Below are 23345 nucleotides of genomic sequence, written 5' to 3'. Positions count from 1 at the left end.
CGGGGCCATAATGTCTCAACGTTGAGAAGTTCAGCCTGAAGGAAAGGCGGTGTGCAGATGACCGACCGCTCCCGATCCACGTCCGCGTCTGCCGGCATCACGCTCACCGCGGCCGTGGCGCCGATCGTCTGGGGATCCACCTACGTGGTCACCACGGAGCTCCTGCCCGCTGATCACCCGATGACTGCGAGCGTCCTGCGTGCACTCCCCGCCGGCCTGCTGCTGCTCGCGATCCGGCCGGGAGTCCCACCGCGGGGCTGGCGCCTCCGGACGTTCGTGCTCGGCATGCTCAACATCGGGTGCTTCTTCCCGCTGCTGTTCGTCGCGGCCGACCGGTTGCCGGGAGGCCTGGCGGCCATCGTCGGTGCGCTCCAGCCGCTCGTCGTCGTGGCACTGACCGTGGCGCTGCGGTGGGGGCGGCCCGCGATCGCCCACGTGGTGTGGGGCGTCGTGGCCCTGGTGGGCGTCGCGCTCGTCTCCCTCAGCGGAGATGCGGTGTTCGACGTGCTCGGGCTCGGGGCGGCGGCGCTCGGGACGGTGTCCATGGCGTTGGGGCTCCTGCTCACTCGTCGGTGGGGCACCCCGGAGGGCACGCACCCCCTGACCTCGACCGCATGGCAACTCATCGCCGGGGGAGTGGTGATCGCCCCGCTCCTCCCGTTCGTCGACAGCGGACCGTGGGAACCGACCGCCGCCGGGTACGTGGGGTACGCCTGGCTCATGCTGGTCGGTGGAGCCCTGGCCTACGGCGTCTGGTTCCGAGGCGCACGGGCGCTGCCGTCGGCCCGGATCGCGTTGTTGGGCGTCCTCAGTCCGTTGACCGCTGCGGTGCTCGGGTGGGTCGTCCTCGGCCAGGCGCTGTCGCCGCTGCAGATCGTCGGCTTCGTCGTCGCACTCCTCGGCTCCCTGGGTGGGCAGCTCGGACAAGCGGGGTCTCGGGGCCCTTCTTCCGAGCCGCTCAGCCGTAGATCGAGTCCGGGATCTCCGGGCAGGCGGTGACGAGCTCGTAGTACTGGGACTGCGGCAGATCGACCGACCGGTACGGCGACCACGCCCCGTCGCTGTCGACGAACTCCTGCTCGCTCGGGCCGCGCTTCACCGCGATGCCGTGGTCCTGCAGGCACTTCGTGAGCTCGCCCGTGGAGTAGCGGTAGAGCCACTCCAGCTGGGACGCGTTGAAGGCAGTCTGGTACTTCGCGGCCATGGGGTACTCGACCCCGCACGTGTACTCGGCGACCGCGAACGGCTCGGACTGTTCCGCCGGGACTTGTCCGGAGGCGAGGCTCGCGTCGGGCATCGCCTTCGCCTGCGGGAACCCCGCGGCGGTCATGCAGCGTTCCTGCGTCGGGGCCCAGTCGGCGTGCGAGACGGTCCGAACGCGGCCGACCACCGGCCGCTCGAGCCCCGGATGGCGTGACGCGACCAGCTGCCATGCCTGATCGGCGTTCGCGTCGAGGATGTTCTCCGCTCGCGCCGCGCTCAGCGCATCGGGCTCCGGCCCAGAGGCAGCCCCAGGCGTGGCACATGCGGACAATCCGGTGACCACTGCGATGCAGACCACGCCCGCCGCTGCGGTGAGGAGCTGATGGTTTCGTCCCCGCAAGGTTCCCCCAAAGAATTGCGATCGGTTCGCTCACGTTAGGCGACTCCATGAGGATGCGCCGCACGGTGTTGATCCTGCGGAACAAGATTCCGGCAATCTTCATCATCTGGAAATCGATTTGTTACGTCGCGCTCGTCGTGCAGCGAGAACGGCGGTGCAACGCGCGCGTCCCTAGCGCGCAGATCTCACCTGGGTCAAGAGAAACGCGGAAGCAGCCTGTCACTGTCAGGGAGTGGATGCTTTGGCTGAGCAACTGCTGTCATTGCCTCACTGCGGGACGAGGAAGTGCCACACGGTCAGTCAACCGGCTTCTTCATCCCGCAGTTTTTCCTGTTCAGAGTGGGGGTTCGGCAGGAGCGCCCTTGCCTGGCATCAAATGACTCAGGGGGGTCAGCATGGAAAACACCATCGCCGAGAAACTGAACTTCGACAGCGAACTCGCGACGGTCGCGCTCATCCGGGATGCCGTCGATTTTCCGATCACCGAACGCACAGTGATCGTGAACCTGGCGCAGACCGATGCATTCACCGGTACGACGCAGCTCGCTCCTCTTCCTCCGCTGAGTTCGACGATCCTCGTCAAAGGGGTGGTCACCGGCGAGCTCATCCTCGCCGTCGCGGCGGCATCCGAGGATGAACAGGAGCGGCGTGCGCGCGCCATCGGCTGGCACGACTTCTACGGTGAGGGCGGGCCGGTTCTGCTGAAGTCGCCGCAAGCAGTGATCGGAACGGTGCTCATCGACCGGCGCACGGTGCTCCACCAGCCGGCGCTTCCGTCGCGGCCCGAACGGTTCACGGTCAAGGCGAACCTGTGGTTCAGCCCGGCCGGCACGGACTGCGGCATCCACAACGTCCATCCGTTCATCGAAGTGCACACACAGATCAGCGGACTCGGGCGAATGCAGAAGTTCGACGAGAAGACCCATCGATCCCTGTACGAGGACCAGATGCTGAGTCCGGGCACCACGAACCCGATCCCGTTCTGTGTCGACGTCGAGGGCACCTTCACCTACCCGTGGCACCAGTACCGAGCCGACTCGGACTGTCTCTGGCTCGCACTCGAGTTCCACGCGGCCTGATCCAGCACCGCCCACCACCACCGACGCCGACCGGTTCGTCACCGGTTCGTCCGGCGTCCCCGAAACCAGGCAGGAGCTCCACCATGAAGACCATCGGCATCGTCTTCGGCACTCGCCCCGAAGCCGTCAAGTACGCACCGCTCATCCACGCACTCCGAGGCGACGAGCGTTTCCGCACCGTGCTCATCTCCACCGGTCAGCACCGGGAGATGCTCACCAGCACGCTCGACGAGTTCGGCATCACGCCGGACGTCGACCTCGCGGTCATGAAGGACGGGCAGAGCCTGTCCGAGGTCACGCACCGGATCCTCGAAGGTCTGTGCTCGGGGAACCACCTCGACGGCCTTGACGCAGTGCTCGTGCACGGAGACACCGCGACGACCCTCGCCGGCGCGCTCGCCGGACTGCACGCGCAGGTCCCCGTCATCCACGTCGAAGCGGGTCTCCGCTCCGGGAACAACTCGTCACCGTTCCCAGAGGAGGCGAACCGCAAGCTCGTCGGTCAGATCGCCGCGCTCCACCTCGCGCCGACACCGGGGAACCACGCGAACCTCATCCGAGAAGGAATCCGAGAGAGCGCGATCACGGTCACGGGCAACACCATCGTCGACGCTCTCGCCTGGGGGATGCAGAACCTCCGCTCCTACGGCGACCCCCGTCTCGAGGACCTCGACACGGATCCCCGACGCGTCATCCTCGCGACCACGCACCGCCGAGAGAGCCACGGACAGCCGATGCTCGAGATCGCTGAGGCCCTCGCGGACATCGCGACCCGCGACGACGTCCGCATCGTCGTGCCGTTGCACCTGAACCCGAAGGTCCGCTCGGTGCTGGTCCCGGTCTTGTCGGGCATCGACAACGTGGACCTCGTCGACCCGCTGCCGTACCTGTCGTTCTGCCGACTGCTCCGTCGGAGTGACGTCATCCTGTCGGACAGCTCGGGGGCTGAGGAAGAAGGCCCCGCCCTGGGGAAGCCGACGCTCGTGCTCCGTGAGGTCACGGAACGCAGCGAGTCGATCCTCACCGGCTCGTCCCGCCTCGTCAGCCGGCATCGTGGCCAGATCGTCGCTGAGGTGCAGCGCCTCCTGAACGACCCGGAGGCCTACGCGGAGATGTCGAACGCGATCAACCCGTACGGTGACGGACGCGCGACCGACCGGACCATCGCGGCCATTGCAAACTACTTCGGCATGGGGCCGGCCGTCATGCCCTTCGTCCCCGGCGCCGACGTGGTGCCCTCGCTCGCATGACCACGCCTTCGACGGCGAGGGTGCCCGCCGGTCTCGTCGCGCTCGCGATCGGTGGGTTCGGCATCGGCCTGACCGAGTTCGTCATCCTCGGATTGCTCCCCGAGGTCGCGACGGACTTCGCCGTCTCCATCCCCCAGGCGGGGTACCTCGTGTCCGGCTACGCCGTCAGCGTCGCATTCGGCGGTGTCTTCGTCACGGCGGTCACGGCGTCGATGCGACCGAAGACGGTGCTGTGCACCCTGATGGTGCTCTTCATCGTCGGCAACCTCGTCTCCGCCGTGGCGAGCGGGTTCGGAGTGATGCTCGTGGGCCGGATCATCGCGGCCCTGTGCCACGGCGCGTTCTTCGGGATCGGTTCGGTGCTCGCCGCCTCGCTCGTCCCGGCGGACCGACGGGCGCGAGCGATCTCGATCATGTTCCTCGGACTCACGATCGCCAACGTGCTCGGGGTTCCGCTCGGCACGTTCCTGGGACAGTCGTACGGCTGGCGGTCGACGTTCTGGACCATCACGGCGATCGGCATCATCGCGCTCCTCGGCCTGCTGGCGTTCATCCCGACGCGGGCCGCGGAACAGCGACCGGCAGGACAGTTCCGCCGAGAGCTCTCGGCGTTCCGCAACGGGCAAGTGTGGCTGTCGATCCTCGTGACGGTCTTCGGCTTCGGTGCGATGTTCGGCACGTTCACCTACGTCGCACCGATCCTCACCGACGTCGCTGGTTTCCCTGACGCAGCGGTTCCGTGGATGCTCGTGCTGTTCGGTGGCGGACTGTTCGTCGGCAACATCGTCGGTGGACGCGCCGCGGACGTGCAGCTCGACCGGACGCTCCTCGTGCTGCTCGGCGCACTGATCGTCGTCCTCGTCGGCTTCGCGATCGTCGCGGGCACACCGTGGGCAGCAGGCCTCGCACTCTTCCTGCTCGGTGCCGTCGGCTTCGCGTCCGTACCGGGGATGCAGATGCGCGTCCTCGAGTTCGCCTCTGCGGCCCCGACCCTGGCATCGGGCGTCAACATCTCCGCCTTCAACGCGGGGAACGCCATCGGCGCCTGGTTGGGCGGTCTCACGATCACCGCTGGTCTGGGCTACCGGTCGCCGATCATCGTCGGCGCTGCGCTCGCCACCACGGCGCTCATCCTCATGATCGCGGCAGCGAGCGCGCATCGGCGCCGCTCCGCATCGTCTCCCACAGCGGCTCCACGCCCCGTCACCATCCCCTCCTGAACCGGAAGGCACACTCATGACACTCGAAGCACTCCGCCCCGCGTCGCCGGCCCTGGCGCTCACCCCGCCGTCGTTCGACTCGGAGACCGTCACCGACTTCCTCCGGGACGGCTACTGGCTCGAAGCAGCCGACGTCGACGGCGACGGCAACCTCGACCTCATCGGCTACGGCCTGACCGTCGGGGAGATCTACTGGTACAAGTCCCCGACGTGGGAGAAGCACCTCATCGTCGACCGGATCAAGGAACCGGTCGGTGCCGACACGGGCGACATCACCGGCAACGGGCTGCCCGACCTGGTCGTCTGCTACCAGCTGTACGGTCCGGGCGGAACCATCCACCACGCCGACGGCGGCGGCGGCAAGATCGACTGGCTGGAGAACCCCGGTGACCCGGCCACGGCCACCGAGAACTGGAAGCGACACTACGTCGGCCGGGCGACCGGCATGCATCGCCTCCGTGTCGGGCACTTCTCCCGGACGGACCGCGTCCAGATCATCGGGTTCCCGATCGTCGCGGTCGAGGACGTGCACGCGGTCCTCCCGGTGATGCTGTTCACCCAACCCGACGACCCCACTGCGGAATGGGACGCCGAAGTGATCAGCCGCACCGATTTCCGGATGATCCACGGCGTCGCCAGCAAACCCGGTCTCATCCCCGGTTCCGCTCTGGACACCATCCTGATGGCGTCCGACGAAGGCGTCACTTGGCTCTACTACGACGATGTGACCGGACGGTTCGCCTGGGAACACATCGGCGACGGTGAGTCGAGCCAGTTCGAGCAGACGACGTTCAAGGGCTCCGGCGACGTCGACGGGGGCCGGATCGGGGACGACCCCCTGGCGTACGTCGCCGCGATCGAACCGTTCCACGGCAACACGGTCGCGGTGTACACGCGGACCACCGCCGACGCCACGGCGTCGACGTGGCAGCGGCACCTCCTCGACATCTACGGCGACCCGAACGAGAACGGTGAGGGCCCCGGCCACACGGTGATGTGTCGTGACTTCGACGGTGACGGCGACGACGAGTTCCTGATCGGCCTCCGCGGGCCGGATCCCTGGCAGGGCGCCTACTACTACAAGGCAGTCGACTTGGAGAAGGGGCTGTTCGTGAAGTGGAAGGTGTCCAGCGAATCCATCGCCCGCATCGTCGCCGGTGACTTCGAAGGCCGCGGGATCGACGACTTCGCCACCATCTCGTACTCGGTGCCGCACTACTTCGTCGCGCCGAAGGCCGAGATCACCCTCCACCGCAACCGCACGCCCCAGGAAGGCTGAACCATGCAGGCGAAGACCAGCACCGAAGTACCTCCCCCGAAGAACAGGGTCGGCCGACGGGGGTTCCTGTTCGGCTCTGCCGGCACAGCCGCGGCCGGGGCGATGATGGCGCTCGAGAACGGCAACCCGCTCGCAGCGATGGCGTCCGAGACGAACCACGATGCGCGCACGGTGGCAGGGGCCACGATCACGGCGAGTGATTCCCGGTACCTGGACATGATGACGGGCAACAACGTGCGATTCGTCGCTCGGCCCGACTACATCCGGCTCATCGGTTCGGCGAAGGACGCGGAGAGTGCGGTCCGATCGGCAGTCCGCGCCGGCAAGAAGCTCTCCGTCCGCAGCGGCGGCCACTGCTTCGCCGACTTCGTGTGCAACCCGGAGGTCGAGGTCATCCTCGACCTCTCCACGATGACGGACGTGTACTACGACCCCGCGATGCGCGCGTTCGCCGTCGAGCCCGGTGCACGGCTGCTGAACGTGTACGAGAAGCTCTTCAAGGGATGGGGTGTCACGATCCCGGGAGGCATCTGTTACAGCGTCGGCGCTGGCGGCCACATCGCCGGTGGTGGGTACGGCCTGCTCACCCGTGCACACGGCCTGGTGGTCGATCACCTCCACGCGGTCGAGGTCGTGACCGTCGACGAGCACGGCACGGTCTCGACGCACGTGGCCACTCGTGAGTCCAAGGGGGCGCTCGGCGACCTCTGGTGGGCGCACACCGGCGGTGGTGGGGGGAACTTCGGCATCGTCACGAAGTACTGGTTCCGATCCCCCGGCGCGACGGGGACGAACCCGTCGGACCTGCTCGTGAAGGCACCGTCCCGCGTGCTCGTGAGTGCGCTGTCGTTCCCTTGGGACCAGGTGGACGAGACCGCCTTCCGACGGCTCATGACCAACTGGAACACCTGGCACGAACGGTACAAGGACCCCGGCACGCCGGAATCGAACCTGTCGAGCCTGTTCAACCTGAACCACCGGGCACACGGCAGCCTGGGGATGTTCACCCAGATCGACGCGGATGCGCCGGACGCCGCTGGTGTGCTGCATCGGTTCATCGCTGCCATCACCGCCGGCGTCGATGTCAGCTCGGAGCCGATGACCGCTCCCAGCGGTGAGCTCCCTGCGCTCCCGGACTTCTACGAGACCAAGCAGATCTCATGGATGCAGGCAACTCGGACGGTCGGCACGAACAATCCCACCATCACGAACCCGACCAGTCGCGGCGCGCACAAGAGCGCCTACTTCAAGAAGGGGTTCACGGACCGACAGCTCGGCGTCATGTGGAAACAGATGACGCGGACCGACTTCACCAACCCGGACACGATGATGGTCGTGTTCTCCTTCGGGGGCCAAGTGAACGCCGTCGCCGAGGACGCCACCGCGAACGCGCAACGCGACACGATCTTCAAGATCTGCCTGCAGACCTTCTGGCAGGACGAGAAGGACGACGCCTTCTACCTCGGCTGGGAACGGGAGACCTTCGAGGGGCTCTTCCCGGAGACCGGTGGTGCGCCGGTTCCCGGCGATCAGATGGACGGTTGCTACATCAACTACCCAGACAACGACATGGCGGATCCGAAGCGCAACCGGTCGGGTGTGCCGTGGTCGACCTTGTACTACAAGGGCAACTACCCGCGGCTGCAGCGCGCGAAGCGACGATGGGACCCCGCCAATCACTTCACGCACAAGCTCGGTGTCGAGCTCCCGCCGAGGAAGGACGGGAACCGATGACCATCGAAGCCCCCACCACGAAGCGGCCACCGAAGCTGCCGTCGCTCACCGGTCTGCGGTTCTTCGCCGCGCTGCTGGTCTTCGGGTTCCACATCACGCTGTCCGCGTCTCCGATACCGCCGAACGATCCGATCAACCTCTTCGCGGACGAGCGGGTCGCGGACACCGCCGAGAGGATCTTCGTCACCACGGGCTACATCGGCGTCTCGTTCTTCTTCGTCCTCAGCGGGTTCCTGCTCGCGTGGGCCGCGAAGCCCGGCGAACGGATGACGTCCTTCTGGCGGCGCCGGCTCGTGAAGATCTTCCCGAACCACCTGGTGATGTGGGTGCTCGCCATGGTGTTGTTCGCCGCTTCGATCACGCCCGCCCACGCAGTCGTCCTAAACTTCTTCCTGCTCAACTCGTACTCTCCTGACGGCGCCGTGAACGTCGCCGTGAACCCACCATCCTGGACACTCTGCAGCGAGTTGTTGTTCTACATGCTCTTCCCGCTCATCATCATCGGGCTGCGGAAGATCCCGGGGAACCGGTTGTGGTTCTGGGCGGCGATGATGGTCGTCGGGATGATCCTGGTGCAGATCATCAACCTCACGGTCGTGCCGGACAGCCCGAGATCCGCGCTCACCCCCGTGTCCTCGTTCCAGTTCTGGTTCGGTTACATCTTCCCGCCGGCACGCCTGTTCGAGTTCATCCTCGGATCGCTCCTCGCCCGTATCGTCATGGAGCACCGCTGGCCCGCCGTGCGCATGTGGCAGGCACTGCTCGCGTGCGCCGCTGGCTACGCGCTCGCCAACGTGGTGCCCTTCGTGTGGACGTTCAACGTGGCGACGATCGTCCCCATCGCGATGCTCATCGCGACGGCGGCCAGCGGTGACGCGGCCGGTAGGCCGACCTTCCTGCGGTCTCGGCCGATGCAGTGGCTCGGTGACACGTCGTTCGGGTTCTACCTGTGTCAGGGCGTCGTCATCTTCTGGGTCCGCCAGATGATGCAGAACGCGACCTTCTCGACGCCGGTGGCGCTGTTGCTCATCGCGGCGTTCTTCGGTCTGACGATCCTCGGCGGCTGGGCGCTCTACGCGCTCGTCGAGAAACCCATGATGGATCGGTTCGCACGGCCTCGTCGGAAGTTACTCCCGGCGCCCGAGCCGGCAGTGGCGACGCCGACGGTGTGAGCAGCGAGAAGGCCCGACCCCAGCGGGGTCGGGCCTTCTCGCTGCGCGCTCAGCGCACAGCCGGAGCAGCGTTCGTGACCCGTTCCTCCACTCCGCGTCCGAGCAGCTCGAGCGCACCGGCTGCAGCTGATCCGGCGTCCGGCGTGTACATCAGGACGCGGTGGCCGGAGTCGTCCGGCGGTGTGAGCACCTCGAAGTTGAGGTCGAAGTCGCCGACCTCCGGATGGCGGAACGACTTCAGGCCGGACACGCAGTTCTCCACGGGGTGCTTCGCCCACAGCGTGCCGAACTCCGGGCTCTTCACGGTCAATTCGCCGACGAGCGCGGTCAGCTGCGTGTCTTCGGGGCTCTTCCCGCCGAGGACCCGGAGGGACGACACCGCCCGGACAGCTTCTTCCTGCCACCGCGTGTACAGCTCGCGGGTGTGGGCATCGAGGAAGAGCATGCGCGTCATGTTCGGCCGCTCACCCATCCGCTCGGGGCTCTCGAAGTCGAGGTGCCCGGCGACCAGGCGGTGCCCGAGGGCGTTCCAGCCGAGTACTTCACTGCGTTTGCCGATGATGACCGCCGGCGTCGATGCCAGCGAGGTGATCAGCCGGACGGTGCCCGGCCGGGCGTGGTCCGGCTTCGCGGCAGATCGCCGTTTCGGCGTCGAGTGCTCGGGACGCGCGAGGTTGAAGAGGTGTGCACGCTCGTCGTCATTCAGGTTGAGTGCACGGGCGATCGAAGCGATCACCGCCTCTGACGCGTTCGTGCTCAGACCCTGCTCGAGCCTCGAGTAGTAGGTCGGGCTGACACCGGCGAGCATGGCGAGCTCTTCGCGGCGGAGTCCCGGAACCCGGCGCACACCGTAGCCCTGCAGCCCGACGTCTTCGGGCTGCAGGGCGGCGCGACGGACGCGAAGGAAGTTCCCCAGTTCGTTCGGACCGTTCATCTGCTCATTCTGCTGCCGGATAGACCGATCTGTCCTGTCACTGTCAGTGACAGGCACGGCGGGGTGTGGCTGGTGGATCGGGTGGTGGCGATGGTTGGAACACGTCAGAACCCTGGCGAACCTGATCCACCGGGCACGAAGAGAGGCCACCGTGACCACTGAACACGCAACGGACGTCACGTCGACCACGTCGACGACGGGCGACGGCAGGGCGATGACGACGAAGCAGCGGGTCGCACTGACCGTGCTCCTCACCGCGAGCTTCACACTCGCCGTCGACTTCTCGATCCTCAACGTCGCACTGCCGACCATCGGGGCCGACGTCGGGTTCGCGATCGAGAACCTGCAGTGGATCGCGACGGCGTTCGCACTGTGCGCCGCCGGATTCACCCTCCTGATGGGTCGAGTGGCCGACATCGCAGGTCGTCGCCGCATGTTCCTGATCGGGATGGTGCTCCTCGGCTCGGGCTCGTTGGCGGGCGGGCTCGCGACGACTCCGGAACTCCTGCTCGTCGCCCGAGTCGCACAGGGCTTCGCCACCGCGATCGTCGTTCCCGCTGCCCTCGCACTCCTGCTCAGCGCCTTCCCCGAAGGCGCCGCCCGGGACAAGGCGCTCGGGTTGAACGGCTCGCTGATGGCCGCCGGGTTCACCACCGGCGCGATCCTCGGCGGGCTGCTCACCGACCTGCTGTCCTGGCGGTGGGCGTTCCTGATCAACGTCCCGGTCGCGGTCGCGGTGCTCGTCGTGGCACCGATGGTGCTGCAGGACAGTCGAGCCGCCCAGCGGACGCGCCTCGACGTCCCGGGCGCCATCACGGTCACGCTCGGCCTGCTCGCCCTGGTGTTCGGGCTGACCACCGCTGCTGAGACGTCCTGGATCGACCCGGTCGTCATCGTGTCGTTCGCTGCCGCAGTGGTGCTGCTCATCGCATTCGCGTTCATCGAACGGCGTGCGTCGTTCCCCTTGGTGCCGCTCGGTGTCCTCCGGCGCTCCAGCGTGTCCTGGGGCAACATCGCCGGGATGCTCGCGTTCGTCACCGAGACCTCGTTGGTCTTCCTGCTGACGCTGTACCTGCAGAAGGTGCTCGGGTACACGCCACTGGCAGCGGGGCTGTCCTTCGCCGTGCTCGGCATCGGGACGGTCCTCGGTGGTCTCGTCGGTCCGCGGGTCATCGGCCGGTTCGGGAACAAGGCGGCCATCGTCGGGGGCTTCGTCGTCCAGGGGATCGCGACGCTCACGCTCGTGCTGATCTCCGACGACGCATCGTCGATCTGGCTGGTCCTCGCGGCCACGTTCGTCGGAGGAGTCGCGAACCTCGTCGTCATCGTCGGGTTCATGGTCACCGCGACGTCCGGGCTCCCGGAAAGCGAGCAGGGCATGGCGACGGGGCTCACGACCATGAGTCAGCAAGTCGGCATCACGATGGGCACCCCGATCATGAGTGCCGTCTTCACGGCAGTGGCCCTCGCGAGCACCGCGCCGCAGGCCGAGGCCGTGCTGACCGGCGTCACGACCGCGATCTGGGTGAACGGCGGGATCTGCATCGCCGTCGCCGTCGCCGTCGCGCTCTTCCTCCGGGGGCGTGTCAAGACCGCCTGATCGGATCAGGCAGGCGGACGGCCTCGCGTGCACCCCCTGTGCGCGAGGCCGCTGCACGCGGTCATGCGCAGGGGCGACGACTCAGAACTGCCGGTTCGCCACATCCGCCCGGTGGGACACCGCCAGGACGTCCCGCAGCCGCTCCGCCGGCAACGGTGCTCCCTGATCCGCCAGGTAGTCCGCCGCGAACCCCTCGGCACTCGCCGCGTAGATCCCCGTGTACGCCCCGGACTCCGGCTCGAAGCACCACGAGTCGGCCAGGGTGCCGGCGTCCACGGTGTCGAACCCGAGCAGCTGCACGAGGTCGGCGACCACGGCCTTGGCCGGCTCGTCGTCGCCCGCGATCGGCAGCGCGGTGCGAGGCGCGGAGCCGGCGAGGTTCGGGATGTGGTGCGCGACGATGTTGTTGAACGCCTTGACGATCCGGGTGCCGGGCAGGAGCGTCTGCTCGTACTCCGCCGTGGTCGTCGCGAGGGTGTCGAGCTGCTCGATCCTGCCGTCGCGACCGGGGTAGTAGTTGCCCGTCGACAGCACGGTCCGCCCGGCGAAGGCGTCGAGGTCGGGGGCGAGCGCCGGGTAGGCGGTGAGCGGGATGGCGAGCACGGGCACGTCGCCGAACTCGACGGCCTGGCGCACGGTGCCGGCCTGGGCGTGCGGGCCGAGCTCGGCGACGAGGTCCTGCAGCGACTCGGGGCCGCGCGAGTTCGCGATGAGGACGTCGAGGTCGGCGGCGACGGCCAGGCGTGCGATCGCGGTGCCGATGGCTCCGCTGCCGATGATGCCGATGCGGTTCATGTGGTGCCCTTTCAACAGTGGGGAGGTCAGCGGAGAGTAGGGGCTTCCCACCCGCGCCGCGACAGGGCGGAGAGGGCAGCGGACGACGAGTCGTCGGCCATCGCGGCACCCCGGACCCAGCTGGTCGCCAACGCGGCGAGGAACAGGTCCCTTGCGCGGACGTCGGCACGCGCGCGACCGGAACGCTGCGCGGCGCGGAGGAACTCGTCGGTCGTGGTGATGAACCCCTGGCAGGTCATGGCGAGCGGCGACGAGTCCGACGAGGCTGCGGCACGGAGCGGTTCGGGCAGCCCGTCGAACGTGCCGGCCCACTCGGTGACCGCATCGAGCCAGCCGTGCAGGGCGTCGGCGGCGTCGACGGAGCCGTCTCGCAGGGCTTCGCGACGGGCCACCAGGTGTTCGTCGCGCGCGGCGAGGAGCTCGGCGAGCAGGGCCTCGCGCGTGGGGAAGTGCCGGTACAGGGTGCCGGCGCCGACGCCGGCCTGCTTGGCGATCGCGTCGAGCGAGCCGGTCACGCCGTGCTCGGTGAACGCGCGCTCGGCGACCCGCAGGATGTGGTCCCGGTTCCGCAGCGCGTCAGCGCGCGCGGGACGCGGGGAGTGCAGTGAACGCGGCGCGCGCCCGGCGGGAGCGGTCTGCTCGGGCATGGCGGGCCTCCAGGCTGTGCCATCGAGTACCGGAGAGGCTCTCCGGAATCACCACCGTACAGGAGACCCTCTCCGTTTCGAAGCTGAAGTGCGATGCCCAGGCGTCAGTGCTCCTCGGCAGCCTCCGCCGCGTCCGCCAGGTCCGTCCGCGTGTTCGCGTGGATCGGCTCGCTGTGCCCGAAGGTCTTCGCGGCGGCGCGCAGCCGCCCGACGAACTCCCGGTTGTCCATCTCGAGTTCGTCCTCTTCCGCGTCCGCGACGACGATCTCGCTCGCGGGCCCGATCAGGATCTTCGTGGTGGTCATGGTGCCGTCGTCGGCCACGGCCGGCACGTCGACGGTGTCGGCCCGGTCGCCTCCGGCGAGGGCCGCGGCGTACTCGATCACGGCGTCGGCGACGTCGTCACCGACCAGGATCGTGGTGGCGTCGTAGTGGATGTGCTTCATCGCGTACTCCTTCCCGGACCCATACAAACGCGGGGCGCGGGAACCGGCTTCAGGATGACCGCTGCGCGCGGTGGTCCGGGTCCGGGGATTCCAGGGCGTTCCACACGTCCGCCCAGACGAGCTCGAAGTCGACGGCGCTGATGCGGTCCGACCGGAGCGCCTGCTCCAGGATCGACAGGGCGTCGAGGGAGCCGGTGAGCAGGCGTTCGTCGCCGTGGACCTCGCGGCGGCCGTCGCCCAGGAACGTCGTCACGGTGACGGACCGCACCCGTGGGCGGAGCGCGCGGGTGGCACGGGCGAGGACCGCGAAGCCACCGCCGTAGACGAGCAGCGCGGTGGTCGTGCCGACGGCGGGGACCGAGACGGCGAGCACCAGGGCGGCGAGGGCGACGAGCGCACCGACGGCTGGCCAGACGTGCCAGGCGCGCAGCAGCAGGCGCTCGCCGGTGTTCGTGCCGGGCGGGAACACGACCAGGGTCCGCGAGCTCCACAACGTCCGGCCGACGGGCCGGATCGTGTACCGGCCCCACAGGTGGGTGCCGTCGAGCAGCCGGGTGCGGACCGGCAGCGCGGTCGTCATCGGTCGACCGGCGCGAGTTCGGTCCGGGCGGGCGCGAGTTCCGCGCGCACCGGCGCGAGTTCCGCCCGGACCGGTTCGACGACGTCGCGGTGCCGGACGGTCGCCAGGCACGGGAAGCAGACCAGGTCACCTTCGCGGACGTCGGCGGGCAACGGAGCCGGGAGGCGGTGGAACGGACCGTCGGCTTGACCGTCACAGCGGGTGACGACGTACATCGGGGAGAGGGGAGCGGTGCTCCGGCGTCCGATCAGGCGCACCTGGTCGAGCACGGCGCAGGTCGGCAGGACCGCGTCCAGTTCCAGGAGCACCACGCCGGGGCGCGGTCGCCGCACGCGGGTGACCGACGCCACGGCGACGCTCACGTCGCGGGCCACCCAGTCGCGCGGCCGGTACCGCGGCGGGGACTGCTCGGCGGTGTGCACCGTCGGGGTGCCGGTGAGGTCGGCGAGCCGAACCATCGAGATGGCCGAGACGAGCAGGTCGTCGGTGGTCGCGACGGTGTGGGCCGGCCAGAGGGACGGGTCCATCGGATCGGGGAGCGACGCGCGGAGCGTCGGCATGATCGCAGTCAGTGTCACGACCACACGCTCTCGCGCGCTCGAACGGCGCGGAAGGGCTCCTGACGGAACCCCTACGGCCGGCGGCGGAGTCCTGACGGAGTGCTCACCGGCGGGTGGCCGAGCGGAGCGCTGCGGTCCACCCGAGGGAGATCGCGCCGGCACCGATCAGGGTCTTCACCACGCCACCGAGGACGAACGGGTACAGCCCGTACTGCAGGGTCTGCTGCAGGTCGAGGCCGAGTGCCACCGCGAGCCACGCCATCCCGGCGGCGAAGGTGACGACGGTGCCCAGGGCGAAGGACAGCAGCGCGTTCCGCAGCGGGCGGTCGCCGAAGCGCTCGGCGACCCAGCCGACCAGGGCCGCGGCGGCGACGAAGCCGACGATGTACCCGCCCGAGGGACCGACGAGCACGCCGACCCCGGCCGAACCGTCCGCGAAGACCGGCAGCCCGACGACGCCGAGCAGCGCGTAGACGAGCATCGACATGGCACCGCGGCGAGCACCGAGGGCACTGCCGACGAGCAGCACGGCCAGGGTCTGCCCGGTGATCGGGACGGGCCAGATCGGGACGGACACCTGCGCGGCTCCGGCGGTCAGCAGTGCGCCACCGAGGACCAGGGCGGTGCTGACGACCGCGGTGCGGGGGAGCAGGGCGTCGGCGAGCGGACGGTGTGCGGCGGGGGTGATCGTGGTCATGGTGTTCCTCGCTGGGGAAGAAAGAGGTCGGGGGAGCAGGAGCTGCGGGAGCAGCGGTCAGACCGCGACGGCGGCCAGCAGGGACTCGGCGTCCCGCCGGGCCCCGGCCACCGCGGCGGCGTCGAGGCCGCAGGCGCGCAGGCAGGTCGCGACGAGGGCGTCGCGGTCGGCGTCCTGCACGGGCCCGGACCGGCGGAGCTGGATGACGGTCTCGGCGATCTGGATGAGCACGGCACCGAGGCGCGACGGGGAGACGCCGGTTGCGACCTCCGCGGTGGCGGCGCGCGAGCCGAGGCGCCCGTAGGCCTCCTGCAGCTCCACGCGCTCGGCCCGGAAGCCGTCGTAGCGCTCGCCCTGCACCTCGGGCAGCAGGTACAGCGTGCCGATGTTGTGCGGCGTGCGGGCGAGGGTGTCCACGTCGGCGACGACCAGCGCGGCCAGGGCACCGGCGGCCGAGGCCGACTCCGGCACGAGCTGCTCGAGGCCGCGGACCAGCTCGAGGCTCGGACGCACCGAGGTCGTGAGCAGCTCGACGAGCATGTCGTCCTTGCCGGCGAAGTGGTAGTACAGCGAGGCCTGCCGGATCCCGACCCGTTCGGCGATCGCCCGGGTCGAGGTCGCGCTGATGCCGTTCTCGACGAACAGCGCGGCGGCGGCGTCGAGGATCTGGTCGCGGGGGCTCATCGCGGAGTCGGCGTTCGGCACGGCCCGAGGCCGGCCGGGGCGCACAGGCCGGTCGTCGGGGGTCATGCTCCCATCCTGGCAGCCGGCGTCCGTCACGACTGCTCCCGGTACGCGCGCCAGCCACCGTGGTGGGTGATGTCCTCGGCGCCCTCGACCGCGAACGGCTCGACCAGGAACCCGGTGACCTCGGTGCCGTCGTCGAGCGCCACGGTGCCGATCGCCATCGGTGCCGGCAAGCCCGCGACGAAGGTGCCGAAGCCGGCGGCGGGCAGGCGCCAGACCTCCCCGACGATGCCGGAGCCCGGCGCAGCAGCGCCGGACGCGACCGGACCCACGCGGACCAGCCCGGGCTTGGGCGGCACCGTGTCGAGGGCGTACAGCCGGTAGTCGGACGCGGTGCGGGCCTCCCGGACGAACGATCCGCCGGACGCGACCAGCTGTCCGTTCAGCGGCTGATCGCGCAGGTGCGCCCCGACGACCAGCAGGTCGAGGGTCGGGGCGGCGAACGCGGCCGCCAACGCCGCCAGGCGGCGGTCGCTGAACGCCGGACCGGTGAGCATCACGCCGAACGGCAGCCCGTCGACGAAGCCGGCAGGCACGGCGAGCGAGGCCATGTCGAGCAGGTTCGCGAAGTTCGTGTACCGACCCATCCGGCTGTTCGCGCCGATCGGATCGGCCGCGACCTGCTCGAGCGTCGGGTGCCACGTCGTCGTCGGGGTGAGCAGGGCGGTCGTGCCCTCGAGGGCGGCGCGACCCGCTGCCCCGAACGCGTCGAGTCGTTCCTGGTCGGCGAAGAGCTCCGCGGCGGTCGGTCGTGCACCGCCGAGCACGATCGCGGCGACGGACGGGTCGAGGTCGGCACCGACCTCGTCGCGGTGGGCCTCGATGTGGGCGCCGACGGCCGCGTACCGCTCGGCGACGAACGCGCCGTCGTAGAGCAGCGACGCGGCGTCGAGCAGGGGTGCGATGTCGACCTCGACCACCTGGTGTCCGAGCGTGCGGAACCGTTCGACGGCGGCGGCGAACGCCTCGGCCCAGCCGGGTGCGAGCCCCTCGAGCTGTGACGGCAGCGGTACCGCGATGCGCGGGACGGCGGGCAGGTCGGCGAGGGCCAGGTCGGGTCGTGCGAGCGGGTCGACGCCGTCCGGACCGGCCATCAGCTCGGCCGCCGTCCGCGCCAGGTCGAGCGACCGGGCGAACACCGTGACGCAGTCCTGCGAGCGGCAGGCGGGGACGACCCCGGTGTTCGGCACGAGCCCCTTCGTCGGCTTCACCCCGACCAGGTTGCCGAGCGCGGCGGGCACCCGGCCGGACCCGGCGGTGTCGGTGCCGAGCGCGAAGTCGACGATGCCCAGGGCGACCGCCGTGGCGGAACCGCTCGACGAGCCGCCGGAGATCCGCGTCGGGTCCCAGGCGTTCCGGACCGCGCCGAAGGGCGAGCGGGTGCCGACCAGGCCGGTGGCGAACTGGTCGAGGTTCGTCTTGCCGACGACGACGGCGCCGGCGGCGCGGAGCCGGGCGACGGCGGTCGCGTCGGCGGCGGGGTCGTGGGCGTAGGAGCGGGCGGCGGCGGTCGTGGGCAGGCCGGCGACGTCGATGTTGTCCTTCACGGCGAACAGCAGGCCCGCCAGGGGCAGGGACGGGTCGACGGCGAGGGCCTCGGCCAGCACGTCGGTGCGGTCGCGCAGGGTGATCCAGACCTCGGGGCGGGCGACGGCGTCGATGCGGGCGAAGGCGTCGCGGACGCGGGCCGCGGCGGACGTCGTGGCGGCCGCGGCGGCGGTCCCGCTCACGCTGCCGCTCCGATCGCGGCGAGGACCTGGCCCGGTGCGACCTGGTCGCCCGGCTTGATGTAGACCTCGAGCACGTGGCCCGGAACGGGTGCGTGCACCATCGACTCCATCTTCATCGCCTCCACGGCCAGCAGCTTCTGCCCCTCGTCCACGCGGTCACCCGGGCGGACGTCCACCTGCCACACGGTCGAGGTGAACGGGGCGTACACGGCGGTCGACCCCTCGGGCACGGTCACGGCGTCGGCCACCACGGCGGCCGGTTCGTCCCGGACGTCGAACTCGCCCGACGCCTTCCACCGCTCCTTCTCCTCGCCGAACGCCTGCGCCTGCTGCGCCCGGAAGTCGGCGATGGACCCGGCGTTGTCGGCGAGGAACCGGTTGTACGACGCGATCGAGAACTCGCCCTCGACGGTCTCGAACGAGCCCCGCCCGGCGTCCGTCTCGGCGCGCAGCTCGAGCAGTTCGTCGGCGCCGACCGGGTACCACTCGATCCGGTCGAAGAACCGCAGCGCCCACGGGTTCTCCTGGAACAGCCCGCCACGGCGGAACCGGTTCCAGATCTGCACGGTGCGGCCGACGAACTGGTAGCCGCCAGGACCCTCCATGCCGTAGATGCACAGGTACGCGCCACCGATGCCGACGGAGTTCTCGGCGGTCCAGGTGCGGGCCGGGTTGTACTTCGTCGTGACCAGCCGGTGCCGGGGGTCGAGCGGGGTCGCGACCGGGGCGCCGAGGTACACGTCGCCGAGTCCGAGCACCAGGTAGCTCGCGTCGAACACGGTGCGGAAGACGTCGTCGACGCTCTCGAGCCCGTTGATCCGACGGATGAACTCGATGTTCCACGGCGTCCACGGGGCGTCGTTCCGGACGCCGTTCATGTACCGCTCGATCGCCAGGCGGGTGGCCGGGTCGTCCCACGACAGCGGCAGCTTGACGGTGCGCGACGGCACGACGAGCTGGTCGGTCGGCGGGATCTCGCCCTCGAGCTCGCGGAGCAGCCCCGCCACGTCGCGCGCCTTGAGCACGGACGCGTCGGTGTGCACCTGCAGCGAGCGGATGCCCGGCGTGATGTCGAGGATCCCCTGCGGCGTGTGCTCCTGCAGCTTCGTCATGAGCGCGTGCACGCGCATCCGCAGCGCGATGTCGAGGGTCATGTCGCCGTACTCGACGAGCACGTTGTCGTCGCCGTCGCGTCGGTACGCGACGCTCGGCCGCACGTCGGTCGCGTCCAGGCGGGCGATCACGCCGTCGTCGCCGTCACCTCCGGTGCTGCCGTCGCTCCCGGTGCGCGGCACCGTCCTGGAGGCCCGGTGTGCGTCGAGCGCGGCGGCGTCGGCTTCGCGGACGGGGACGAACCGGACCGTGTCACCGGGTCGGAGCTGGCCCAGCTTCCACAGGTCGCCGCTGGCCACCACGGCGGGGCAGACGAAGCCGCCGAGCGACGGCCCGTCCGGCCCCAGGATGATCGGGGTGTCCCCGGTGAAGTCGATCGCACCGACCGCGTACGGGGTGTCGTGGATGTTCGACGGGTGCAGACCGGCCTCGCCGCCGTCGGTCCGCGCCCACTCGGGTCGGGGGCCGATGAGCCGGATGCCGGTGCGCGCCGAGTTGTGGTGCACGGCGTAGTCGGTGGCGTAGAAGACGTCGAGGTCGGCGCGGGTGAAGAAGTCCGGGGCCGCGTGCGGGCCTTCCGTGACGCCGATCTCCCACGCGTCGGTCAGGGCGGTGCGACGGTCGGCCGGGGTCGGCCCGCCCACCAGACCCAGACGGGTACCGGACGGGAACGCCGGGTGCGGGGCGTCCGAGTCCGGGGAGCCCGGGCGCAGGACGTCGCCGGCGAGCAGTGCCCGACCGGCGTGGCCACCGAAGCCACCGAGCGTGAAGGTCGCGGTTGACCCGAGGTACGTCGGCACGTCGAAGCCGCCGCGGACCGCCAGGTAGGTGCGGAGGCCCGGACCGGGGGCCGTGCCGATCGCCAGGGTCTGGCCGGCGCCGACCTCGACCGGCTCCCACAGCGCCACGGGTTCGCCGTCGAGGGTGACCGGGGCCGGTGCACCCGTGAGCGCGACCACCGAGGCGGCCGAGAACCGGAGCGTCGGGCCGGTGGCGGTGACCTCGAGCGCGGGGGCGCCGTCGGGGTTGCCCACCGCGCGGTTCGCCTCGGCGAAGGACGCCGCGTCGAACGGGCCGCTCGGCGGCACACCCACCTGCCAGTACCCGACCCGGCCGGGCAGGTCCTGGATCATCGTCATGGTGCCCGGCGCGACGACGTCGATGCGCGGGTCCGGGTCCTCGGTTGCGTCGAGCGTCGAGGTGGAGTGCGTGGCGGTGCGGAGCTCGAGGTCGTCGGTCAGCGCACGGAGGAGCCCGGCGTTCGTGACGATGCCGTCGATGCGGGTGGTCGCGAGCCCGTCGCGCAGCAGGTCGAGGGCGTCGTCGCGGGTCTCCCCGGTCGCGATCACCTTCGCGAGCATCGGGTCGTAGAACGCGGACACCTCGGAGCCGGTCTCGACCCAGCCGTCGACCCGGATGCCGGTGCGCTCGCCGGATGCGGTGGTCGCGCTCGGGAACACCGCCTGGGTGACGAGGCCGCTGGAGGGCAGCGAGCCCTTCGCGGGGTCCTCGGCGTAGACGCGGGCCTCGACGGCGTGGCCGTTCGGGGTCCAGGTGCGGTCGAACACGTCGGGGTCGATGCCGGCGGCACCGTCGCGGGCCAGGCGGAGCATGAGCTCGACGAGGTCGACGCCGAACACTTCCTCGGTGACCGGGTGCTCGACCTGCAGGCGGGTGTTCACCTCGAGGAACGACGCCTCTTCGCGCACCGGGTCGTAGACGAACTCGACGGTGCCGGCGCTCCGGTACCCGACGCTCTCGGCCAGGCGGCGGGCGGACGCGTGCAGCTCGGCGCGGACGTGCTCGGGCAGCGCCGGTGCCGGGGCCTCCTCGATGACCTTCTGGTTGCGGCGCTGCAGGGAGCAGTCGCGGTCGCCGATCACCGCGACGCGGCCCTCGCCGTCGCCGAAGAGCTGGACCTCGACGTGCCGGGCCGGCCGCACGAGCCGTTCGAGGAAGATGCCGGCCGACCCGAAGTTCGCGGTCGCCAGCCGGACGACGCTCGTGTAGGCCTCGCGGACCTCGTCGAGCGTCGAGCAGGCCTGCATGCCGATCCCGCCGCCACCCCCGGTGGCCTTGAGCATGACGGGCAGCCCGATGCGCTCGGCCTCGGTCACGGCGTCGTCGACGCTGGCGAGCAGCCCGGTGCCGGCGAGCATCGGGACCCCGGCGGCTGCGGCGAGCTCGCGGGCGGTGTGCTTCGCGCCGAACCGGACGATCTGGTCGGCGGTCGGTCCGACGAACCGGATGCCGGCGTCCTCGCAGGCGCGGGCGAACTCGGTGTTCTCGGACAGGAACCCGTAGCCGGGGTGCACGAGTCCGGCGCCGGTGTCCTTCGCCGCCTGCACCACGGCGTCGATGCGCAGGTACGAGTCGCGGGCGGGTGCGGGACCGAGTCGGACGGCGGTGTCGGCCTCGCGGACGTGGGGTGCCGCGCGGTCGGCGTCGGAGTAGACGGCGACGGTGCGCATGCCGAGTGCCTTGGCGGAGCGGATGATGCGGCGGGCGATCTCACCGCGGTTCGCGACGAGGACGGTGTCGGTGCTGAGCGCGGGGGTCTGGTTCACGGTGGCGGTCCCGGTGGGGTCGGGCGCGGCGGTCACGGCTGGACCACGATCATGCGCAGCGGTGTGCAGGAGAAGTCGTTGCAGGGGTTGTTCATCTGCGGGCAGTTCGAGACGACGACGAGCACGTCCCGCTCGGCACGGATCGCGACCCGCTTGCCGGGGGCGCTCATGCCGTCGACGATCCCGAGGGCGCCGTCGGCCTCGACCGGCACGTTCATGAACCAGTTGAGGTTCGACACGATGTCGCGGGCACCGAGTCCGTGGCGGCCGGCCTCGGCCAGGAAGTTCTCGCGGCAGCCGTGCTGGTACTGGGTGTGGTGCCCGTACCGCAGGGTGTTCGACTCCTTCGAGCACGCGCCGCCGATGGTGTCCTGCCGGTCGATCTCGTTCGCGACGACGGTCATCAGCGGACGGCCCTCGTTCGACATCAGGACGGTGCCGGTCCGGACGTACGCGTTGCCCTGTGCGGCGAGGGTGTCCGGCACGCTGTACCGCTCGTCGGGGTCGTGGGCGTCGTAGAGCAGGCAGTCGGCGCTCTGGTTGCCGCCGACGTCGACGATGGTGAGCACCTGGCCGGCACGGACCACGGCGGACCACGGTGCGAGCGGGGCGACCCGGTCGTCGCGGACCACCGCGCCGGGCACCAGGGACTCGCTCCAGTCGAGGGCGACGTCCGGGTCGTGGACGGCCCCGACGGGGACGGTGGAGGTGCGGATGTGGGTGTGGGTCGTCGTACCGGTCATCACAGGCCTCGGGCTTCCGCGTAGTCGATCGAGTTCAGGTAGGCGCGGGTGAGCTCCGGCGTCGCGGTGAACCGTTCGTCGGCCGCGGTCGTCGGGGTCCCGCGCCAGGCGTGCACCCGGAGCGGTCCGACGACGTAGTCCGGTCGCGGGTCGATCGGGTGCGCGACGTTGGCGACCAGCACGAGCAACGGCAGCTCGGCGACGAGCGTGACGTGGGTGCCCGCTCCGGCCGAGCCGGTGAAGGTCATCGCCCCCTCGCCGTCGATCCGCACGCCCTGGAAGAACGAGATGCTCGGTGGTAGGTCACGCTTGGTGAGTCCGTGCTTGGCGGCGGCCTTCGCGAAGAGCGACCGACCGCTCGGGGAGCGTCCCTCGGGTGCGGCGTCGCCGTACTTCCGTTCGTTCCACGCGTCGGTCGAGGTGCCGCAGAAGGCGTCGTGGTGCCCGGAGGTGTCCTCGAGCACGGTCGCCAGTGCCCGGCCGTCCCCGCTCAGCAGCGGCGACCCCTGGCCCAGGTACGCCTGCCACGGGATCTTCTGGGTGTCGGCGACGTTGAGCCGCTCCCACGGTTCGAGCGCGTTGCACACCAGGACGTTGGCGCAGGCGTCACCCGTCGGGTCGTCGAACCGCAGCCGTGACCCGCGGGCCAGCACCTTGTGCGTGTACCCGCCGGGTGCCACCGTCTCCGCCCACACGAGCTGCGCAGGGTCGACGCCCGCGGGGGCGAACGGCGACGACGACGCCGGCAGGTACGGCATGTACTCGGACTGCGAGCCGGCCTGGGCACGTGCGTCGGACCGGGAGGCGAGCACGCTGTCGGTCTGGTGGAGGTCGCGCATGGGGTTCCTT

Annotated in this window: 21 protein-coding genes; 8 read left to right on the top strand and 13 right to left on the bottom strand. The window is 70.2% G+C overall.

Going from position 1 to position 23345, the window contains the following annotated elements; translation table 11 throughout:
* Nucleotides 1–57 precede the first annotated feature (57 nt).
* Nucleotides 58–999, top strand: a complete 942-nt coding sequence (locus ITJ50_RS02435) for an EamA family transporter (RefSeq protein WP_228500594.1) — start codon at nucleotides 58–60, stop codon at nucleotides 997–999.
* On the opposite strand, the gene ITJ50_RS02430 is transcribed toward ITJ50_RS02435, so the two are convergent.
* The gene (locus tag ITJ50_RS02430) at nucleotides 959–1330 is read right to left on the bottom strand and encodes a hypothetical protein (protein ID WP_159557119.1); all 372 of its coding nucleotides are present in this window, start codon (nucleotides 1328–1330) and stop codon (nucleotides 959–961) included. The genes ITJ50_RS02435 and ITJ50_RS02430 overlap by 41 nt on opposite strands.
* A gap of 668 nt (nucleotides 1331–1998) precedes the next feature.
* Here ITJ50_RS02430 and ITJ50_RS02425 point away from each other — a divergent pair.
* The 6 genes from ITJ50_RS02425 (at nucleotide 1999) to ITJ50_RS02400 (ending at nucleotide 9337) form a co-directional block, all read left to right on the top strand.
* Nucleotides 1999–2682, top strand: coding sequence for a hypothetical protein (locus tag ITJ50_RS02425; protein ID WP_017887644.1), 684 nt, complete (start codon nucleotides 1999–2001; stop codon nucleotides 2680–2682).
* 83 nt (nucleotides 2683–2765) lie between these two features.
* Nucleotides 2766–3932, top strand: coding sequence for a non-hydrolyzing UDP-N-acetylglucosamine 2-epimerase (wecB, locus tag ITJ50_RS02420; RefSeq protein WP_017887643.1), 1167 nt, complete (start codon nucleotides 2766–2768; stop codon nucleotides 3930–3932).
* A 20-nt stretch (nucleotides 3933–3952) separates the two neighbouring features.
* Nucleotides 3953–5152, top strand: a complete 1200-nt coding sequence (locus ITJ50_RS02415) for an MFS transporter (protein ID WP_017887642.1) — start codon at nucleotides 3953–3955, stop codon at nucleotides 5150–5152.
* Between the two features lie 16 nt (nucleotides 5153–5168).
* Nucleotides 5169–6431 (top strand): FG-GAP repeat domain-containing protein, encoded by a 1263-nt coding sequence (locus ITJ50_RS02410; protein WP_017887641.1) that lies wholly within the window; start codon nucleotides 5169–5171, stop codon nucleotides 6429–6431.
* Nucleotides 6432–6434: 3 nt separating this feature from the next.
* Complete coding sequence (locus ITJ50_RS02405; RefSeq protein WP_017887640.1) at nucleotides 6435–8165, top strand: FAD-dependent oxidoreductase; 1731 nt, start codon at nucleotides 6435–6437, stop codon at nucleotides 8163–8165.
* A complete protein-coding gene (locus ITJ50_RS02400) occupies nucleotides 8162–9337 on the top strand; it encodes an acyltransferase family protein (RefSeq protein WP_017887639.1) in 1176 nt (391 codons plus the stop codon). The genes ITJ50_RS02405 and ITJ50_RS02400 overlap by 4 nt, the downstream gene beginning before the upstream one ends.
* A 49-nt stretch (nucleotides 9338–9386) precedes the next feature.
* Here the strand turns inward: ITJ50_RS02400 and ITJ50_RS02395 are convergent, their stop codons facing one another.
* Nucleotides 9387–10271, bottom strand: a complete 885-nt coding sequence (locus ITJ50_RS02395; RefSeq protein WP_017887638.1) for a helix-turn-helix transcriptional regulator — start codon at nucleotides 10269–10271, stop codon at nucleotides 9387–9389.
* A gap of 214 nt (nucleotides 10272–10485) precedes the next feature.
* Here ITJ50_RS02395 and ITJ50_RS02390 point away from each other — a divergent pair, with 214 nt between their 5' ends.
* Nucleotides 10486–11871: an MFS transporter gene (locus ITJ50_RS02390; protein WP_194590089.1), complete on the top strand. Its 1386-nt coding sequence runs from the start codon at nucleotides 10486–10488 to the stop codon at nucleotides 11869–11871.
* A gap of 81 nt (nucleotides 11872–11952) precedes the next feature.
* Here the strand turns inward: ITJ50_RS02390 and ITJ50_RS02385 are convergent, their stop codons facing one another.
* From ITJ50_RS02385 to ITJ50_RS02335, 11 genes are all read right to left on the bottom strand, one after another.
* A complete protein-coding gene (locus ITJ50_RS02385; protein ID WP_194589847.1) occupies nucleotides 11953–12666 on the bottom strand; it encodes an NADPH-dependent F420 reductase in 714 nt (237 codons plus the stop codon).
* 26 nt (nucleotides 12667–12692) lie between these two features.
* On the bottom strand, nucleotides 12693–13313 hold the full coding sequence (locus tag ITJ50_RS02380) for a TetR/AcrR family transcriptional regulator (RefSeq protein WP_194589846.1): 621 nt from the start codon (nucleotides 13311–13313) through the stop codon (nucleotides 12693–12695).
* Nucleotides 13314–13417: 104 nt separating this feature from the next.
* Nucleotides 13418–13759, bottom strand: a complete 342-nt coding sequence (locus tag ITJ50_RS02375; protein ID WP_017887634.1) for a hypothetical protein — start codon at nucleotides 13757–13759, stop codon at nucleotides 13418–13420.
* Nucleotides 13760–13808: 49 nt separating this feature from the next.
* Nucleotides 13809–14339, bottom strand: coding sequence for a DUF6611 family protein (locus ITJ50_RS02370; protein ID WP_071249819.1), 531 nt, complete (start codon nucleotides 14337–14339; stop codon nucleotides 13809–13811).
* Nucleotides 14336–14917, bottom strand: a complete 582-nt coding sequence (locus tag ITJ50_RS02365) for a hypothetical protein (protein ID WP_194589845.1) — start codon at nucleotides 14915–14917, stop codon at nucleotides 14336–14338. Before ITJ50_RS02365 ends, ITJ50_RS02370 begins: the two co-directional genes overlap by 4 nt.
* Before the next feature lie 85 nt (nucleotides 14918–15002).
* Nucleotides 15003–15596 carry a biotin transporter BioY gene (locus tag ITJ50_RS02360; protein ID WP_194589844.1) on the bottom strand — a complete coding sequence of 198 codons (594 nt, stop codon included), beginning with the start codon at nucleotides 15594–15596 and terminating at the stop codon, nucleotides 15003–15005.
* A gap of 57 nt (nucleotides 15597–15653) precedes the next feature.
* Nucleotides 15654–16346: a TetR/AcrR family transcriptional regulator gene (locus ITJ50_RS02355; protein ID WP_194589843.1), complete on the bottom strand. Its 693-nt coding sequence runs from the start codon at nucleotides 16344–16346 to the stop codon at nucleotides 15654–15656.
* Nucleotides 16347–16372: 26 nt separating this feature from the next.
* Nucleotides 16373–18073: an allophanate hydrolase gene (atzF, locus tag ITJ50_RS02350; RefSeq protein WP_194589842.1), complete on the bottom strand. Its 1701-nt coding sequence runs from the start codon at nucleotides 18071–18073 to the stop codon at nucleotides 16373–16375.
* A complete protein-coding gene (gene uca / locus ITJ50_RS02345) occupies nucleotides 18070–21789 on the bottom strand; it encodes an urea carboxylase (protein WP_371830326.1) in 3720 nt (1239 codons plus the stop codon). The genes atzF and uca overlap by 4 nt, the downstream gene beginning before the upstream one ends.
* The gene (locus ITJ50_RS02340; RefSeq protein WP_071249811.1) at nucleotides 21786–22496 is read right to left on the bottom strand and encodes an urea amidolyase associated protein UAAP2; all 711 of its coding nucleotides are present in this window, start codon (nucleotides 22494–22496) and stop codon (nucleotides 21786–21788) included. The genes uca and ITJ50_RS02340 overlap by 4 nt, the downstream gene beginning before the upstream one ends.
* Nucleotides 22496–23335, bottom strand: a complete 840-nt coding sequence (locus ITJ50_RS02335) for an urea amidolyase associated protein UAAP1 (protein ID WP_140449149.1) — start codon at nucleotides 23333–23335, stop codon at nucleotides 22496–22498. The genes ITJ50_RS02340 and ITJ50_RS02335 overlap by 1 nt, the downstream gene beginning before the upstream one ends.
* Nucleotides 23336–23345: the final 10 nt, after the last annotated feature.

This window comes from Curtobacterium sp. VKM Ac-2889 (genome assembly GCF_015350855.1).
Classification (GTDB): Bacteria; Actinomycetota; Actinomycetes; order Actinomycetales; family Microbacteriaceae; genus Curtobacterium; species Curtobacterium poinsettiae.
The sequence above is the reverse complement of the archived record's forward strand: the minus strand, read 5'-3'. Positions and strand labels throughout refer to the sequence as shown.